This window comes from Pedobacter sp. (genome assembly GCF_041645105.1).
Taxonomy (GTDB): Bacteria; Bacteroidota; Bacteroidia; order Sphingobacteriales; family Sphingobacteriaceae; genus Pedobacter.
Window position 1 is genome coordinate 23,406 of the sequence record NZ_JBAZQQ010000009.1, and the last position, 17,221, is coordinate 40,626.

Sequence of the window (17,221 nt, forward strand, 5' to 3'; positions counted from 1 at the left end):
AATGTGTGTTATTGATTTAAGGATGATATTTATTCTTGGCATGTTTCAAAGCCCACATTGTTGAAATCGTATGGTTTTTCGGATACAAAATACAGTGCGTTTTTAGATCGTGTTATAGCTACATAGAAGATGTGTTTTTCTTCGTCTATCTGGTGTTGTTGATTCGCGTGCCGGCTAGGCATAAGTTGAGGCTCTAAAATAAAGACGGTATCCGCTTCCAGACCCTTTGCGCGGTGAACACTTGAAAATGTTATTGCCGTGAATTTATCTGAAAATATTGTTTTTATCTTGTTAATGATGCAGTCAATGTTTTCACATCCATCGGATATAATATTTATTACGTTGTATTTATCTGTTACGATATCAATAGGTGTGTTATTTCTTTCGCATTTTTTGACTTCGATAGATTTCCAATTGTCGAGTTCCATATAAAATTCTTTCATGGTACGGGATTTGAATTTCTTAATGATAGTGATTAGGTTTTCTCCGATGTCTTTACCTTTGATAGCAACATTCATGCCTCGTGAGAGTAATTCGAGTGCTGGTTTTATGAGTGGTGCATTGTTACGGCACAAGATCATGTCGTTGGGTTTGATCATGGTATAGAAGTCCGAATAACCAATGCTTTTAATTATGCCTTCCGGAGCATTTGGTCTTGCCTTGAGTTCGGGAACTATCTTGTTTGCAAGATTGACATGGGATAATGGAAGTCTATAGGACGTATTCAGTGGTAATACTGTTGCGTCGAGTTCATCAATGATATTTTGCATTGCCTCTGAATCTGCGCCTCTCCATGAATAGATTGCCTGATTTGGATCTCCTACGAATATTATTCTACCATTTGGATTGACTGATTTTAAGATTAATTCCATATTCGCTGGTGAAGTATCTTGTGATTCATCACATATTACGATATCGTATTTCTTACATGAAATATCGAGTACGGCCGGGAAATATATCTGGTCGTTGTAATCGACTAATTTTTTATTTGTTAGTGATGTATCGATTGCCAATTTTGTGGAAAATGTCAGCATATCGATATCGATTGGGTCAATCAATTCAATGTTATAATGTTCGATAAGTGGTTCTATTGTCATCTTATCCACTTCGATGAGATTTGTTTTGCACAATGAAACAACTCTATTTATGAGTGTAATAGCTTCCTGTTTAACATTGTCTGGTATTTCACTATTGGAGTAAACGATATCCTGAATGATATTTCTCTGCTTATACTCATCAAATTTTACGGCATTATAGCCATAGTGCCTTAAAATGTTTGAGTGTCCAAGTGAATTGTATGTCTTGACATCAACATTTTTCGGTAGCTTGGTCTTGAGATGTTCCACGATATCGCGGTTAAAAGCAAGAAATAGTACGCTGAAATGTGGTGGGATAAACTTGGTCGCCCAGACTATTGTGGTGCTTTTTGCACATCCGGCACCAGCCACTATTCCAACATGTGATTTTCCTGTTTTTATTTCCTCAAAAATATGTTCTTGGTCTTCGTTGGGTATTAGAATAAGAGGAGGTGAGGAACCAAGTGATTCCTCACTCTTTGGGGGTGGTATTATGGGTGACTCGCCCAATTCTATTGGTTGAGACACTTCAACATTGTCTTTGGTTGTATTTATAGCTTTGGATGTATTGTTTTTGCAGTTTTTGAAATTCATACATCCCCAAAATTTCTCATGTGTTTTTGAATTTTCTCTTTCCACAAGGAATGCGCCACATCTTGGGCATTTCTTGATTGTCAGAAGTTCTGCTCGTACTTTGTTTATATGATTAATGAGATTTTTTGACCATGTATCAATAAGGTAAACACGGGATTCCGATGATCTAAGAGGCATGTTGGCAACCGAATCCCATATCATCACACGTATTGCATCATCTCCAACCGGACGAGATGAACCGTTAACTATTGACGAAAATATTTTAATATTATCATCAACCAGATAAACATTTTCTTTTGTATAGTCTGTGTTTTTTACCAATAACCATTTTCCAAGACCGGTCAAAATAGATTCAAAATCAGACTGTAAAATTGTTGCGTAAATTGTCATCACCTGTTGTTCTTTAGTGTTTGAAAAGTATATATACTTACCTCTTTAATATGAAACCGTAGTCTCCACCATGATTTATTTGAGTTATTACACCAACAGTTTCATTTGGATATTCTTGTTTGAAGATTTGAGTATCTAATGTGCTTGGTAGAATTATGTATGACGCTGCTGAATAGTTTGTTGTGACTTCGGTATTGCATAGATTGCGGATGCATAGGTAGTCATGGAAGAAATCTTCGTTGATTTGCATTCCTCCATATTTTTGGCGGGTAGCATCTGGGAGATAGAATACTGGTTCGTTTTCAGGTAGGGTTTTTATGGATTCTACTGTTTCGAAGAATGTTTTCTGGTTGTCCGAGATCATGTGATTGTATTTTTGCATGTTTGAGATTTGACCAGGAACTATGGTAACTTGTGCCAATATTCCGATTATGACAAGTCCAAGGATTATGTTATTCTTTTTGACGGACTCGGATATGATTATCCCGATAAGAAGTACCATGCCTAAGTTTGCTTCGGCAAGATATGTTGGCTGCACGGGTTGCTGTGTAATCAGTAACGGTAAAAAACCAAACGCGGATATTGCACCACATAGTAATATTTCGGTTCTTAGTTTGTTGATGTACATGTAATACCACGAAACTACAGTTACGATAAGTAGTAGTATTCCAGTTTTGAATTGTGTCTCAAACTCGGTTGTGAAGTAGAAATTCATTCTTTCTGTAAGTGATGCGTTCCCGGCTCCGATGTCGGGTGTAATGAAAAAATAGAGTATTGATAAGTAAATAAACGGTACAATATTTATCAATAGACGTTTTTTGGTTGATGTTTTCGAAAAAAATAAGTATGTCAGGTTTACGGCTGGTATTATGAGTAGTGATGGTTCTTTGGATAGGAAAGCGAAACCACTCATAGTAATGCCTAACCACATTGATGTTTTCGAATTTGTTTTGAAATATTGTATTGAAAAATAGATTGCTAATAAGAGGAAAAATAGTTCTCCGGTTGTAGCGATGAAATTTATTTTCGAGACAAGGATAAAAGATGCATCTAAGATTAGATATGTTAACACTGCGATGAATCCGGCTGATTTGGAGTGTAGAGTTTTGCCGAGTAGGTACAGAAATACCATGGATCCGGAGAATAACAGGCCACTCAGTAGGTAGTAGTACATTGGAGTCGAACCCCATAGTGCATACCCGATAGCGTACCAGATAGACATCATTGGTCGGAAACCTGTGCCAAGTTTTGCCGTGAGGATATCGATTATATTGGTTCCATGCTCACGCGCCCAGTTTATCCAGACGATATCGTCAGCATATCCAACAATGTAATATTGTGAAAGCGATGCGATTATGGGCACTATCATTGAAATAGCGAAAACTATTGGAATGATGATGTCGATTTGGGTTTTTTGTTTAATTTTTTGTTTCATTGTTATCACCGAAAATGAATTTTACAGACACTGCGTAATTGTATAATAGAACTACCAATGCGGCAATTATTTTTGTCGTGAATATTCCAAACGGTACTAGCAAAGCAAAGACCACGATGGTATTTATCAATATGGCAAACAGTGACGATGCATAGCACTTGTAAAAACGATTAGTTGTTAACGGTAATTTGAAAGTTATTTTTGAGTTCAGGTAGAAACTTGATGCTACACCAACAGAATATGATATTATATTTAGGGATGCGTTTTGCCCGAAAATTGCAACGAGAACAAAAAGTATACAAATATCAAGTATCGTGTTAAAAATACCAATACCTGTATACGTTAGAAATCTATTTCTCATCTTTCTTTATTCCATTGTTCTTTTTGTCGTTGACAATGATGGTCCCGGATGGTGCCTGGAATGCGTCAAGTTTACCAGCTTTAAACCAATTCCATGCAGTGCGGTACGATATTCCCAGCTTGGTCGCGTAGTCCGAAAGTTTCATAATGTTTCTACATATGTCCAAGAATTTAAATAGTTTTCTACAAAAAACTTTAAATATGTTGAATGTGTTTGTGTGTTATTTATGGTCGTTGAATTCTGTTACATAATACCGAAAAAACTATGTCAGGAATTTAATTGTTCAACATGTCAGATTTACGAAGACAATAATGGTGATAACAAAAATGAAAACTACACAAACATGGAAAATAGGTAATTGTTTAGACCTTCTACCAGAAATACAAGATAAATCAATCGACCTAATCCTTTCAGACCTGCCGTATGGTAATACCAAATGTGTGTGGGATACTCAAATCGCTTTAGAGAAATTGTGGCTGGAATGGTTACGTATCTCTAAAGACAATTCGTGTATTGTTCTAACGTCTACTATGCCATACGCTATTGATTTAATAAATAGTAACCGAAGCATGTTTCGATATGATATAATATGGGAAAAGAATAATTGCACAGGACAAATGAATGCAAAAAAGATGCCACTTAGACAACATGAATATGTTTTAATTTTTTATAAATCATTGCCCACATATAATCCCCAGGAACTTATTCCATGCAATATAAAAAAGAAAAGTGCGAAGACTGAGTTTCTTGGACAAAGGCCTAATAGCCGTCCATTAGGATTAGAATATACACAGGAATTTAAAAACTATCCAAAATCAATAATACATTTCGATATTGAACGAGGATTACATCCAACTCAAAAACCTGTTGCACTTTTCGAATACCTCATTAAAACCTACACAAATGAAGGTGATACCGTCCATGATTCCTGTTTAGGTTCCGGCACAACTTTAGAAGCCTGCAAGAACACGAATAGGAATTGTATTGGATTTGAATTAAGCAACGAATGGGAAAAATATTATCCTGAAAGAATTAAATCTGATTTTGGGATGACAAACAATCAACAGGAATTTTTAACTTCTTATAACTTGGCAGAAATATGAACATATATACATTCAAAATACTAAATAAATATAGGTGATAACAATGATAAAAACAATATCCGTAGTAGTACTTACAAAAAACAGTAAAAGACATCTGATAGAATGTATTGAGTCAATACTGAAACAGGATTATAAATTTGATGTTATTGTGATTGATGCATCAAGCAATGACGGAACAACCGATATCTTATATGAATACAAAAACGGAACAGAGATACCGTTTACAATTGAAAATGTACCGGAATTCGTAACGATTGGGAAAGCAAGATCCATAGGTCTGGAAAAAGCTACTGGTAATATTATTGCGTGGATAGATTCCGATGTTGAATTACCGGATGAAAAATGGCTTGGGAATATGGTCAAAGAGTTTGATGACATGGGAGTTGGTGGTGTAGTCACGCTGGCGAAGTGTCGAGACAGTGATCCGGCGATACTGAAGAAGATACATGGGAGATTTGAGTACTCGAATAGGATTATTGACATTAATAATTATTTTGTGGTTGGGACAGGAAGTACACTTATCAGGAAGGATTTGATTAATAAGGTAGGTGGGTTCCGTGATGTCTGGTCTATGGAAGATGTTGCTGTTACCAGGTCAATAATGGAACTTGGGTACAAGTTTGTGTATCGGTCAGACCAGAAAGTATATCATTATTATGTTGATAGTTACTGGGGATACCTGAGAAAACGTGAAAGGGCTTTCCGGAAATATATCTGGGAAAAGACATTTGAAAGGTTTTTCAGATGAAATCCGACTGGAAATATAATCCGGATGAATTACTGGATTTAGATACGCAATCACCTGAGAACCTGATTGACTGGCTCAAAATGGAACACATACGAAAATATCTACCGAAAGGCAGGAATGTGTTGGAAGTCGGTGCAGGGAGCGGACGATTGCTCACAAGAATTGGTATGGAAGGTAATTATAGAGTAGTTGGTATTGATTATGTTAAGGATTCCGTCAGGCAGATAAAAGGTAACATTGTGAAGTTCGGTCTTAATGGAGATGTAATACTGGCAGATGCCAGGTACTTGCCCATTAAAGATGGAATATTTAGTGTGGTTTCATCCGGTGGGTTACTTGAGCATTTTGATGTCGATGGAGCACGGATATTAATTAAAGAAATGGTTCGTGTACTCAGGGAAGATGGGCTATTCTATGCTGATATTGCACCGAAGAAATCAAGTTTATTGAGACCGGTTATTCTAAAAGATGCCGGAGGATTCGAAAATAATTTCAGCGCAGACTTATGGATTATGCTGTTCCGTCAATGTGGATTGAAAAATGTAGAGTTATTTCCGGGTCTGATATTACCACCGAATTTTTATGAGTGGTTCCAGAAAGGGATAGTATTGAAAATGATGTATAAATATAGGAACTTTATACATGGTCTTGATAATACGATCTGGGCAGCAATGCTTGGATTTGAATATTTAGTTTTTGCTAAAAAAGGTAATGATTATGAAGAAAAATAATAATAAACAAAAAATAAAAGAAGAAAATAAGATTCCAGCATTTGTTCACTCAAACTGGGTCGTGTGTATCATATTGACGAGTATAATGGCATTGTCCTTTTACATCCGCGGGATCATACCGATGGATGAGGTATTCCGTGGTGCAACTGGATTTGCGATGGATGATGCAGTATTTCATATGAGACTTATTGAAAATACGATTGTGAATTATCCACACAGACTAACATATGACGCATTTACAAATTTCCCGTATGGTAGTGTATTATCATGGGGCATCCTATTTGACTTCATCATTGCAACTTTGGCATTAATGTTTGGCGTAGAAAACCTGAATACAATTGCGGCTTTTGTGCCTGCTGTGATGGGTGCGCTGGTGGTTATTCCAGTTTATGTTATTGGGAAAGAATTGTATAATAAGAAAGCCGGAATCATTGCTGGGTTTATTATTGCGATATTACCCGGACAGTTTTTGTCGAGGTCTGTCCTGGGATTTACTGACCATCATGTAGCTGAAGTATTGTTCAGTACTGCGTTTATGGCATGCCTTATTGTTGCATTGAACCGGGCGAAAGATACATCAGTTACGGATTTTCTAAGGAAACCGTTATCGATTACTAAATCACCGTTATGTTATGCAGTTTTAGCAGGTGTATTTCTCAGTGCATACATATTGACGTGGACAACAGGGATATTGTTTGCTGGAATTGTTGCATTGTTTGTGTTCCTACAAATCATCGTTAATAAGTGGATTGGAAAACCGAGTGATTATCTTGTTCTGGTAACGATAATTGTTTATGGAATAACCGCGCTTGCAGTATTGCCATTTGTAGAACTAAAAAATGGATTCATGGTCGTGTATTATTCTCCGACGCATGTCATATCGATGATTGCGGTAATAGTCATAGCAATGAGTCTGGCCTTTATGGAAAAAAGAATAAAAGACAGAGTGGCGTTTACATCTCTTTCTCTGGGAATGTTTATATTAATATTGATTGCTATGGGTATAACTGTTCCAGGAGTCATTAGTAATACTGTCGGATCGTTGGACGTGTTGTTCGTGCCAAAAACTGGCGGGAGCCTGACAATTGCTGAGGCAGCACCGACAAGCACTGGTATGATTATCGGACAGTTTGGATATAATTATATCCTAGCATTGCTTGGATTATTGGTAATTGGTGGACAGTTCTGGAAAGACAGGAAAAGTAAAGCATTATTGATGGTCGTATGGAGTATCATCATGCTGTCGATCTTGATGGTTCAGAACAGATGGTCATACTACGTCGCTGTAAATATCGCTGTTCTATCCGGATTCTTTTGTGCGTTCGTGTTAGAATATATTGGATGGAAAAACGTGATGAATATCAAGGCTAATCATGTGATTTCACTGGCGGTAGTTATTGCAATTATTGGATTAACACCTTTTGATATAGCGGTTCATTCCACTAAATATGGTGCATTGAGCAGTGGATTTTATGAATGGAATAGTGCGCTTACATGGATGAGAAACAATACACCTGACACGGGATTGGATTATTACGGACAGTATGAAAGACCGGCTGGTGGAGATAAATATGATTATCCAGACACCGCTTATGGTGTGATGAGCTGGTGGGACTACGGACATATTATTACCTACTGGGCGCACAGAATACCGAACGCTAATCCTTTCCAATCGGGCATTGGCGGCGGTTCGGAACATTTACCGGGTGCATCGACTTTCTTGACCGCACAGAGCGAGGAAGAAGCCAATCGGGTACTTGATAATCTGAGTGTGAACAGCGCAAAGACAAGATACGTCGTAAGTAACGCATATATGGCATATTCAATTCAGCCAGTGTTTGCAGAGTGGAATAAAGATAATACTGGATATTTCCAAAAGATCCGTACATCTAAAGGCGATCAGATATTACCAAGCCTAAAATTATACGGGACGATGGAGTCGAAATTGCATATTTTTGATGGTAATGGATTGAAGAACTACAGATTGATACATGAATCGGCGGTGAATCCAAATACAGAAGGCGGAAACGATGAAATCACCTATAAGCAAATATATAATTTCATAGCGAAACAAAATCTACCGACTGAAAATTCAGGATATGTTAAGATTTTTGAGAAGGTACCGGGCGCAAGGATTGTTGGGAAAACCGAACCAAATAGTACAGTTACGATATCGAATACCATTAGGACAAATATTGGTCGTGAATTTCAATATAGTCAGAGTGTGATGTCTGACGCTGATGGAAATTATAAATTTGTAGTACCATATTCGACACCTGTGTGCGACGTGCAAGGATGTGGAATCGAGTTAATAGAAACAAAATTCGATACTTATCCAATTGGAGATTATAAAATTGGAGATAAAAGCGTACATGTAAGTGAGAAGGATGTAATATATGGAGAAATAGTATATGTGTAATATAAAAGGAGTTGATATGTGAAGATCTTTATAAGTAAGTATACGAGTTAATGATCTTCACAAATTTTAATAAAATATTCGTGAAAGTAAATAAGAAATTGTAACACAGAATAACTAATGATGAAATATTAATATTGACTGTTACAGTAATTAAGTGATTAAGATAAGAAATGAAAGATGTTTCTATAGCGCAGATACTTTTGGTATAGCGTTGGTTACAGTGATTAAGTGATTAAGATAAGAAATGAAAGATAGGTGGATACAGAATATCCGATTCCCGTTTCATGTGTTACAGTGATTAAGTGATTAAGATGAAAAATAAAACCAAGAAAACAGCGAACTCAAATCACAAATGGATGAGCTATTACAGTGACTAAGTAATTAAAATAAAAAATGAAACAGACAAATATTATAATTAGGAGTTGATATATATTAAAATAGGAATATTCCATTGGAATTCGGATAAAAAAATAGGCGGCGGAGAAGTCTTGGCAGCCGAAATTGGGAAAGCATTAGGAGAACCAGTCTATAGCGTAGTAAGTGGAAAAAACCCACTTGGGTTTGTGGATATCAGTGACAGATTGTCGCCAATGGTGAAAACAGTCCGAGGTATCCGAAGCCTCGATTATCTTACATGGAGCAGTTTTGATCCGAGTGACGTAGGAGACTTTGACTTGATACTTACATTGGGTAGCACTACACGAGCTATGATTGTTCCCGAAGGCGTGCCGATGGTGAATATTTGTTTTTCAACTCCGCGTTGGCTTTATGATATTTACCACTATCGTAAAGATAAATTTGGTTCACTGAAAGATTTAATTGTTCCTGTTGCGGAAGTATTGAGAACATGGGATCAGGCAGTGGATAAACGATGTGATTATTACATTTCAATATCTCCAGTAATCCAGCGACGGCTATGGAAATACATGAAACGGGAATCGGATATCCTGTATCCACCGATTTATTGTTCGAAATATCAAAATAAGTCGTCCGCTGGATATTTTCTATTTTTGAGCAGGTTGGAGATGGAAAAACGACCGGAAGAAGCAATACAGGCATGTATTAATGCTAATGTAGAATTGGTAGTAGCTGGTGTGGGTTCCATGGAGAAAAAATTACGGAAGAAATATGGAAACTATGAAAATATTAGATTTACCGGATATGTTACAGAATCACGAAAAATTGACTTATTGGCAAGATGTAATGGTTTGATATTTCCTGCGTTGGCTGAAGATTTCGGGATTGTGCCAATAGAAGCACTCGCAAGCGGTAAACCAGTGATATGTTCAGGTGGATTTCCAAAAATTCTTATTAGTGATAAATATGGAATAGATACCGATGGCACAACATCAGGTATTGAAAATGCAATAATACAGTTATCTACTAAGGAATATGACCCAGATGAGTTGATGGCATGCGCAAAACAATTTGATTTTCCAATGTTTAAAAAACGACTGGTGGATTTACTAGAAATGTATAAACAAGAATTTGATACAAAATTTAATGGATGCTGTATTGCAGCGAAAGGAGGAAAATAAAATGGCAAATAAATTACTTAATTTTTTTACTGGTGGATTAGCACAAGCAAATGAAGATTATTATATGGTGTGTAAATTAGCTGATGATATTTCATTTTACAGACGAGAATTAATATATTTACTTGAAATTGGTTATGAAAACAGAACAAAAGAGCAAAATGAAAGGATGGAAGAATTAGAAAAAATAATCGAACCTAAAGAAATAATATATGATAAATATATTAAAGAACATCCAGCACAAATTTAAGAGGAATAAATAATGAAAATGAAATATCGTGATGTACTTGAAGTTGCACCACCATGTAGAGGTGGGTTAGGCAAAGGCAAAGCAAAAGAAAAAAGGTTGAATATTGCACGTATGCTACTTGACGCATGGGATCAGAAAATATGAGCGAAAAATATAAAGTTCCAATCAAAGAAAAAATTATGTTCATCGGTGAACAGATACTTGACCAGTTCATTAAAATACCTGCGTTTCAGAGATATGTTAATCGCAGGGCAAACAATAAATATGGCATGCGATTCGTGAAATTTACGACAGAGATTGATGACGTGTTCTATGATTATCGATTTTTTGATATCAGAAAAAATGATGTTGTCCTGGATATTGGCGCAAATGTCGGCGCATTTTCGTTATTCGTCTCGAAATTCGTGAAAAAAGTAGTTGCAGTAGAACCATTTGCAGACCAGCTACGACAGAATATTGAACTTAATGATGCCAAGAATATTACTGTGATAGATGATGCACTCGGCAAGCACGGGATGATACAACTCAAGTGGCTTGGACAAACAAAGACTGTACAAAGCAGGAGACTATGTGACTTAATTAATATGACCGGTGGACATGTTGATTTCATAAAAATGGACTGTGAGGGTGGAGAATGGAATATTGAGGCGCATGAACTTACCGGTGTCAGGAGGATAGAAGCGGAAATCCATAATCTTGACGGTGATCACGACCCACGTAAGTTTTTGGCTATGTTAGATGGATGTGGATTTGTTTACGATTTTGAAGTTCCGAGGTCTGGGATTGTTATTGTACATGCGTGGAGAATATGGTGAAGAAATGGTCTGTTTTAATAACAAAAACAAATAATTATTAGGTATCTGTTTCTTTTTTAAAAAACCGTAACCGTAAAATGTATGTAAGTGGTAAGTGGTAAGTATGGTACACATGAAATGTACACGATCCGATTGTCCCAAAAGTGTTGACGGATGGGATTACACTGGATTAAAAAAATACCCAGGGCAGGTATCTTGCCCGTACTGCAAACGACAAATAACAATACCAAAAAATTTGGAATGAAAACATAACCGAGGAAATATGGAAAAATTTGATATAGTCTTATACACGGACAAAGAAATAGTTCTTGCAAACATTTCTCAAGTAGATAAACTCTATAGAGATTTGCACAATGAAGATGCTATTCAACTGTGTTGGACAAAAGACGGAAAGAAACAATCACAAGTTATTATAACTGCAACGATTGTTGGAAAAGTAAAGAATAATGAAATGATAATAAGATCAGAAGAAATAATATCAGAAACGAGGTCGATTTAAAATGGTACTATGGTACACGATTGTTCCACCATCACAAGCACATTGTGTTGTGTCAGGAAAAGGAAAAACAGTATATTCTTCAGATGAGAAGATTGGTAAAGGTAATAGAGCATATTTTGCAATTCCAGCAGGAATTCCCTATCTTGGAAAACAGGTAAGAAAAGTCGATTTAATAATACAAGAACTTGCAATTGAGCAAGAAACATATGAAAAGAATCAGGCAAGATATATTGTTACTTCAAGTACAAAATTCAGAGTGGTTGATGTATTACGAGCCGCAGAAACTTTCATAGATGAGAATGATCTCAAGAAACAGCTTGAAGAAATTATTAAAGCGGCAACGAGAGCAATCACTGTTAAGTATGATGTAACAGAGGTCAGATCATCAAAACAGACGATGCAAGATGAGATTCGTAAGGAAATTTCAGATGATTTCCAGGCGTGGGGACTCGAACTTGTAAATTTCCAGTTAGGAGATTTCTTTGATACAAAAGAGTCAAAAATCATATTAAATATCTCACTGAGAAGAGAAGTGGAAATTGAAACTACAACCACAGAACAGAATGCAGATAAGCATCGTCAGGCAAGAATGAAAGTTGCTGATGCAGAAGAAGCAGCTAAAACAAGAGAAATTAGCAAAGACAAAGTTATCAAAGAGCGCGAACAAAACATGGCTCGTGATATTGCAGAACAAGAAAAGCTTACTGCGGAAAAACAACTTGAAGTTACAAGAACAAAAACAATTGTTCAAGCTGAGATTGACAAACAACAAGCATCAATCAAAGCAGAACAAGAAAAAGCGATTGCTCTTATTGAAGCAGCAAAAGAGAAAGAGGTTGCGGTAATTAATAGAGATATGGCAAATATCAATAAAGAAAAACTCAGACTTGAAGGTGAGGGTGAGAAACTTAAAGAACAGGAATTAGCAATAGGAAAGGCCGCAACAAAGCTACAAGAATTGCTTGCAGAAGCGGAAGGCAAACAAAAACTACAAGAAGCTCTAAGTCAATTCGGAGATAATGCGATCCGTGCATTGACTGCCGAAAAAATTGTAGAGGCAAACAAAGTTGTTGGTATTGCAACAGCTGAAGCATTAGGAAAGGCAGATGTTAAGTTATTCGCGGGGAATGGTGGAAAAGAAGCATTTGACCTTGGACAGATTATAACAAGTGCATCTCTTGCCAACGAAAATCTTGGAAAATCACTTCTTAACAAGATTGCCAGACCAAATGACATTGGTGTAAACATAAATCAAGAGAAGAGTTAAAAACTCTTCTTATTTCTTTTTATAATAGTATTGAATATAAAATTAAACAAGACCATGCTAAAAAAAATATATAACATAGTCATGAAACAATACCAAATCGATAACGGCGAGCTTGGTGGATTGTTTAACGTAACACTTACCGGAATGGCAATATTGGGTCTATTGACATTTATTAATACCTTTATTAGTACGTATCAGACTTTTTGGTATAAATTCGTATCTCCAGTTCAATTAATTATTATTGTGATTATCTTGGTTCCGATGGGATTATGGGTAGTGCATGCATTTTTACAACCATCTGCGGCAAAATATGCGGTGCGACAATCGTATACGTTGCATAATAATGAAATGAAGAAGGACATGGATGAAATAAAGAAGATGATTATGGAGTTGAGAAAAGAAAAATGAACATTGGTATAATTTGCCCGAAATATGTGAATAAAGGCCAGACTTATGTTTTTAATCTTGCGCTGGCTACGACTTCGGCATGGATAAAACAGCATGGATATAATGTGGTTTGCTTAAATCCAAATCATTATGATGAGGATATTGTTGTTCAGGTTACGAGATTTGTGAAAGAAAATGGAATTGACATTGTATATGTTGAAGATACTTTCGTGTGGCACAGGCAGATTCGGGAAATATTTGACACTGTTAAGAAAATTGATTCACGAATAGTAACGATTGCTGGTGGCACTATTGTTACCAGAAAACCCGATATTGGATTTTGGGGAATTAAAACAATTGATTTGGGGATTATTGGAGAAGTGGAAGAAACCATTATTGAGTTATTGGAAATGATAGAAGGAAAAAATACAAATCCAGTAAATGGTACTTCGTGCTATGATCCTTCTACCAATAAATATATATTAATGGAACCAAGGCGTGCATTGCCAAATTTGGACACGCTTCCGATACCGGATTATGAAGGATTTAAATATGGGAAATATATGGAATTGTTTTATCCATCGGAAAATCATTTTTATTCGGTGCTTGACGAGGTGCGGGTTGGAAATATTATGGGGTCTCGGTCATGTCCGTTCAAATGTAATTTTTGTTATTTGCATGGGACGGCAATCGGGAATAGGTATAGACAAAGGTCAATGGATCATATTTTCAGGGAAATTGATTATCTGGTTGAGAAATACAATATTAATTTTTTGAATACATATGACCTGTTATTTTCGGTTGGTAAAGACCGTCTATATGAATTTGCGAAGCGGATCAAGAAATATAACATTAAATGGTGGGCGCAGATACGCGTACCGGATGTTGACGAGGATTTACTAAAGACATTGAAAGATGCAGGGATGTTCCAGGCAAGTTATGGAATAGAAAGTATTGATGAAAATATTTTACACAGTATGGGTAAGCATATCACTGTAGAACAGATAGAACACGCATTGGAATTGACATATCGAACCAAAATAAACATCCAGGGCAATATCATAATCGGGGATATGGAAGATACTAAGGAGAGCGTGGAAAAGTCTCTGGAATGGCTTAAAAAGAACTGGAAATATGGTTTAAACTTGGTCATGATCCGGACACATCCATTCTCTCCACAGTACATGTACGCAGTTGAGAAAGGAATCATTACGGATCAGTTTGAACATTTGAATAATGTATTTCCACTGGTTAATTGTTCAAAAATGAGCAATAAGGATTATGAATCAGTGAGTGTGTACAGTGAAAACTATTCCGATGACCCAAGATATTTCTATCACGGAGAAGTCATGGAATCATGTGTTGACCACGGGTACACATTAAAAATAAAATGCCAAAACTGTGGTACTATAAATGAATATAGACATATGCATAGAAAATCATTCAAGACATTTTTCAAAGTGATTTGCCGTGATTGTCATGTTCATCTAAGGGTTGAGAATCTGAAGGCATACGGTATCGAATATTCGATATTGGATCGCGTTATGAGTATTGTAATACGGGAATTGAAAACCAGAGTGAACTCGAACCGGGTATTGCATCAGATGTATTGTATGGTGAAAAAAATGAAAAATAATGGAATAATTAAAGTTTCGGAGAAGTATGTATAAAAATAACAAGAATAACATGTGGAAAGATAAAGGAACTAAAATAAGTATTATAAATTGTATAATCATAATGATAGTACTTTTAATAATCTCAATAGTCGTGATGGTGTATGAACATCCAAAATAAAGTAGCTATCGTAACTGGTGGAGGAAGTGGAATTGGTAGAGCCACGGCACTGGCACTGGCAGAACGTGGAGCCAAGGTAGTAGTGTGTGGACGACGCACTGAAAAAGTGATGGAAACAGTAGAGATGATTGAAAAGAATGGAGGAGATGCGCACTGGATTGGTATGGATATTTCGTATGCGTCAAATGTTTCCATGCTACGAAATAGGACATTGGATTGGTATAAGAAAATTGATATCCTTATTAATTGTGCGGGAATTCCGTTGCAGAAGAAGATTTGGGAAACGAAAAATGCAGAATGGGATGAAGTATTGAATACGAACCTGAAAGGAACTTTTTTGTGTTGTAAAGAGTTATTACAGGATGTTAAAGTAATTGTTAATGTATCATCGATAATGGGACTTACAGGCGGCGCAAATGCCAGTGCATACTCAGCATCGAAATTTGGGATAATCGGACTTACACAATCGATTGTGGCAGAATGTCCAGATGTGAAAACTTATGTAATTTGTCCTTGTACTGTTATCACTGATATGAATCCAACTGGAATCGGGATGACACCGGATTATGTTGCCGGAGAGATACTAAAAATAATTGAGAGTAATAGAAAGGCTGATGGAAAACCAATAATTATCGATAATTTAAAAAATAGATTCCTATGGTTCGGGCACCGGCTGAGGTCATTGTTATGATGAAAATTTTAAAGAAAATATACTACAGGATTCCATTACCGGATTGGATATCCGAGAAGATTTCAGGACGAATATTCACGAAGAAATTTTACAGGGAAGTGAGATTATTAAAATATTGAACTATATTCCAACATTGGATTCCGGAAAGGCCGGATTATGTGACTGCCTGCCACGATATCTGAAAATGTATTCACGACATGATATGGTATTATGCGGTGCGGCCACGTTCCACAATTATAATTGTGATGATTTTGATATTGTTCATGTACATGGTGGTGTAGAACCTGAATTTTTCGAGTTAGGGTCTAAGTTCATTTACGATATCCATGCATATAACTTGGTCTGCCCTGTTGGAAATTATTGTTGCCAGATTTTAAACAGGTTTTTAGATAAGCCGTTGACATGTCTTAATTGTCTGGGTAATGTTGGTATCAGGACAGGAATGGCAAATATGGAAAAATATTTTACACTGGCAAGAAAAGCTGACATGGTAGCAGTACACAGCAAGTATATGTGTGAGTTTTACCATACCTGGAATCCAACAATGCTGCCGGTGCCCATGGAAACAGATGAACTACTACCATGCGACGATAAGAAAGATTATTTGTTCTATACAGGAAGGATGTCATATGAAAAAAACCCATATGGGTTTGTTGAAATAGTAAAGCGAAGTGGCATGAAAGGTGTGATGTGTCTTTATGACTTGTCAGTGGATGAAACAAAGACAAGACAACACTATGAGGATCTTCTTAACTGCAAGGATGTTGAGATTGTATTGAATCCCACAAAACAAGAAATGATAAGCCTGGTGCAGCATGCAAAGATGACTGTGTTACCATATTTCTTCGCCGAGCCATTGGGAATCGCGGCCATTAATTCGATACTGTGCGGAACTCCAGTTGTGGCATTTGGATATGGGAACTATCGAAACTTGACATGTTTGTTACCGAAAAATCTGAACGATATGGTCAGTATGGTACAGATGGACGATAGCCGTTATCGGGATGCAATATGTGCAGTGAAAACAATGGGTGACAAGTTACGTATTGAACATGATCCGAAACGCGCAGTTGAAGTGTGGGATAGTGTATATGATACATTAAAGTAATCCTTATACGTGTACAGG

The 17,221-nt window shown here is 36.5% G+C and carries 18 protein-coding genes; 14 read left to right on the forward strand and 4 right to left on the reverse strand.

Going from position 1 to position 17,221, the window contains the following annotated elements; translation table 11 throughout:
* Nucleotides 1–29: 29 nt before the first annotated feature.
* Genes WC623_RS21820 through WC623_RS21835 form a run of 4 tightly spaced genes read right to left on the reverse strand, consistent with a single transcriptional unit; the run spans nucleotide 30 to nucleotide 4,001 of the window.
* The gene (locus WC623_RS21820; protein ID WP_372855130.1) at nucleotides 30–2,060 is read right to left on the reverse strand and encodes a UvrD-helicase domain-containing protein; all 2,031 of its coding nucleotides are present in this window, start codon (nucleotides 2,058–2,060) and stop codon (nucleotides 30–32) included.
* Nucleotides 2,061–2,097: 37 nt separating this feature from the next.
* Entirely contained in the window at nucleotides 2,098–3,495 is a 1,398-nt protein-coding gene (locus WC623_RS21825) for an ArnT family glycosyltransferase (protein WP_372855132.1), read from the reverse strand.
* Nucleotides 3,479–3,856, reverse strand: a complete 378-nt coding sequence (locus tag WC623_RS21830) for a GtrA family protein (RefSeq protein ID WP_372855134.1) — start codon at nucleotides 3,854–3,856, stop codon at nucleotides 3,479–3,481. Before WC623_RS21830 ends, WC623_RS21825 begins: the two co-directional genes overlap by 17 nt.
* Nucleotides 3,846–4,001 carry a hypothetical protein gene (locus WC623_RS21835; RefSeq protein ID WP_372855136.1) on the reverse strand — a complete coding sequence of 52 codons (156 nt, stop codon included), beginning with the start codon at nucleotides 3,999–4,001 and terminating at the stop codon, nucleotides 3,846–3,848. The genes WC623_RS21830 and WC623_RS21835 overlap by 11 nt, the downstream gene beginning before the upstream one ends.
* Nucleotides 4,002–4,182: 181 nt before the next feature.
* On the opposite strand from WC623_RS21835, the gene WC623_RS21840 reads away from it, so the two are divergent.
* From WC623_RS21840 to WC623_RS21905, 14 genes are all read left to right on the forward strand, one after another.
* On the forward strand, nucleotides 4,183–4,959 hold the full coding sequence (locus tag WC623_RS21840) for a site-specific DNA-methyltransferase (protein WP_372855138.1): 777 nt from the start codon (nucleotides 4,183–4,185) through the stop codon (nucleotides 4,957–4,959).
* 43 nt (nucleotides 4,960–5,002) lie between these two features.
* Nucleotides 5,003–5,707, forward strand: a complete 705-nt coding sequence (locus WC623_RS21845; protein ID WP_372855140.1) for a glycosyltransferase family 2 protein — start codon at nucleotides 5,003–5,005, stop codon at nucleotides 5,705–5,707.
* Nucleotides 5,704–6,438, forward strand: coding sequence for a class I SAM-dependent methyltransferase (locus WC623_RS21850; RefSeq protein WP_372855142.1), 735 nt, complete (start codon nucleotides 5,704–5,706; stop codon nucleotides 6,436–6,438). Before WC623_RS21845 ends, WC623_RS21850 begins: the two co-directional genes overlap by 4 nt.
* Nucleotides 6,425–8,857, forward strand: coding sequence for an oligosaccharyl transferase, archaeosortase A system-associated (locus WC623_RS21855; RefSeq protein ID WP_372855144.1), 2,433 nt, complete (start codon nucleotides 6,425–6,427; stop codon nucleotides 8,855–8,857). The genes WC623_RS21850 and WC623_RS21855 overlap by 14 nt, the downstream gene beginning before the upstream one ends.
* A gap of 488 nt (nucleotides 8,858–9,345) precedes the next feature.
* Nucleotides 9,346–10,395 (forward strand): glycosyltransferase, encoded by a 1,050-nt coding sequence (locus WC623_RS21860; protein WP_372855146.1) that lies wholly within the window; start codon nucleotides 9,346–9,348, stop codon nucleotides 10,393–10,395.
* Nucleotides 10,361–10,642: a hypothetical protein gene (locus WC623_RS21865; protein ID WP_372855148.1), complete on the forward strand. Its 282-nt coding sequence runs from the start codon at nucleotides 10,361–10,363 to the stop codon at nucleotides 10,640–10,642. Before WC623_RS21860 ends, WC623_RS21865 begins: the two co-directional genes overlap by 35 nt.
* 12 nt (nucleotides 10,643–10,654) lie before the next feature.
* Nucleotides 10,655–10,786, forward strand: a complete 132-nt coding sequence (locus WC623_RS21870) for a hypothetical protein (protein WP_372855150.1) — start codon at nucleotides 10,655–10,657, stop codon at nucleotides 10,784–10,786.
* Nucleotides 10,768–11,457, forward strand: a complete 690-nt coding sequence (locus WC623_RS21875) for an FkbM family methyltransferase (RefSeq protein ID WP_372855152.1) — start codon at nucleotides 10,768–10,770, stop codon at nucleotides 11,455–11,457. Before WC623_RS21870 ends, WC623_RS21875 begins: the two co-directional genes overlap by 19 nt.
* Nucleotides 11,458–11,719: 262 nt before the next feature.
* Nucleotides 11,720–11,956: a hypothetical protein gene (locus WC623_RS21880; RefSeq protein WP_372855154.1), complete on the forward strand. Its 237-nt coding sequence runs from the start codon at nucleotides 11,720–11,722 to the stop codon at nucleotides 11,954–11,956.
* 1 nt (nucleotide 11,957) lies between these two features.
* Entirely contained in the window at nucleotides 11,958–13,223 is a 1,266-nt protein-coding gene (locus WC623_RS21885; RefSeq protein ID WP_372855156.1) for an SPFH domain-containing protein, read from the forward strand.
* A gap of 81 nt (nucleotides 13,224–13,304) precedes the next feature.
* Nucleotides 13,305–13,631 (forward strand): hypothetical protein, encoded by a 327-nt coding sequence (locus WC623_RS21890; RefSeq protein ID WP_372855158.1) that lies wholly within the window; start codon nucleotides 13,305–13,307, stop codon nucleotides 13,629–13,631.
* Nucleotides 13,628–15,280, forward strand: coding sequence for a radical SAM protein (locus WC623_RS21895; protein WP_372855160.1), 1,653 nt, complete (start codon nucleotides 13,628–13,630; stop codon nucleotides 15,278–15,280). Before WC623_RS21890 ends, WC623_RS21895 begins: the two co-directional genes overlap by 4 nt.
* Before the next feature lie 107 nt (nucleotides 15,281–15,387).
* Nucleotides 15,388–16,095, forward strand: a complete 708-nt coding sequence (locus tag WC623_RS21900) for an SDR family NAD(P)-dependent oxidoreductase (protein WP_372855162.1) — start codon at nucleotides 15,388–15,390, stop codon at nucleotides 16,093–16,095.
* 43 nt (nucleotides 16,096–16,138) lie between these two features.
* Nucleotides 16,139–17,203 (forward strand): glycosyltransferase, encoded by a 1,065-nt coding sequence (locus WC623_RS21905; protein WP_372855164.1) that lies wholly within the window; start codon nucleotides 16,139–16,141, stop codon nucleotides 17,201–17,203.
* Nucleotides 17,204–17,221: the final 18 nt, after the last annotated feature.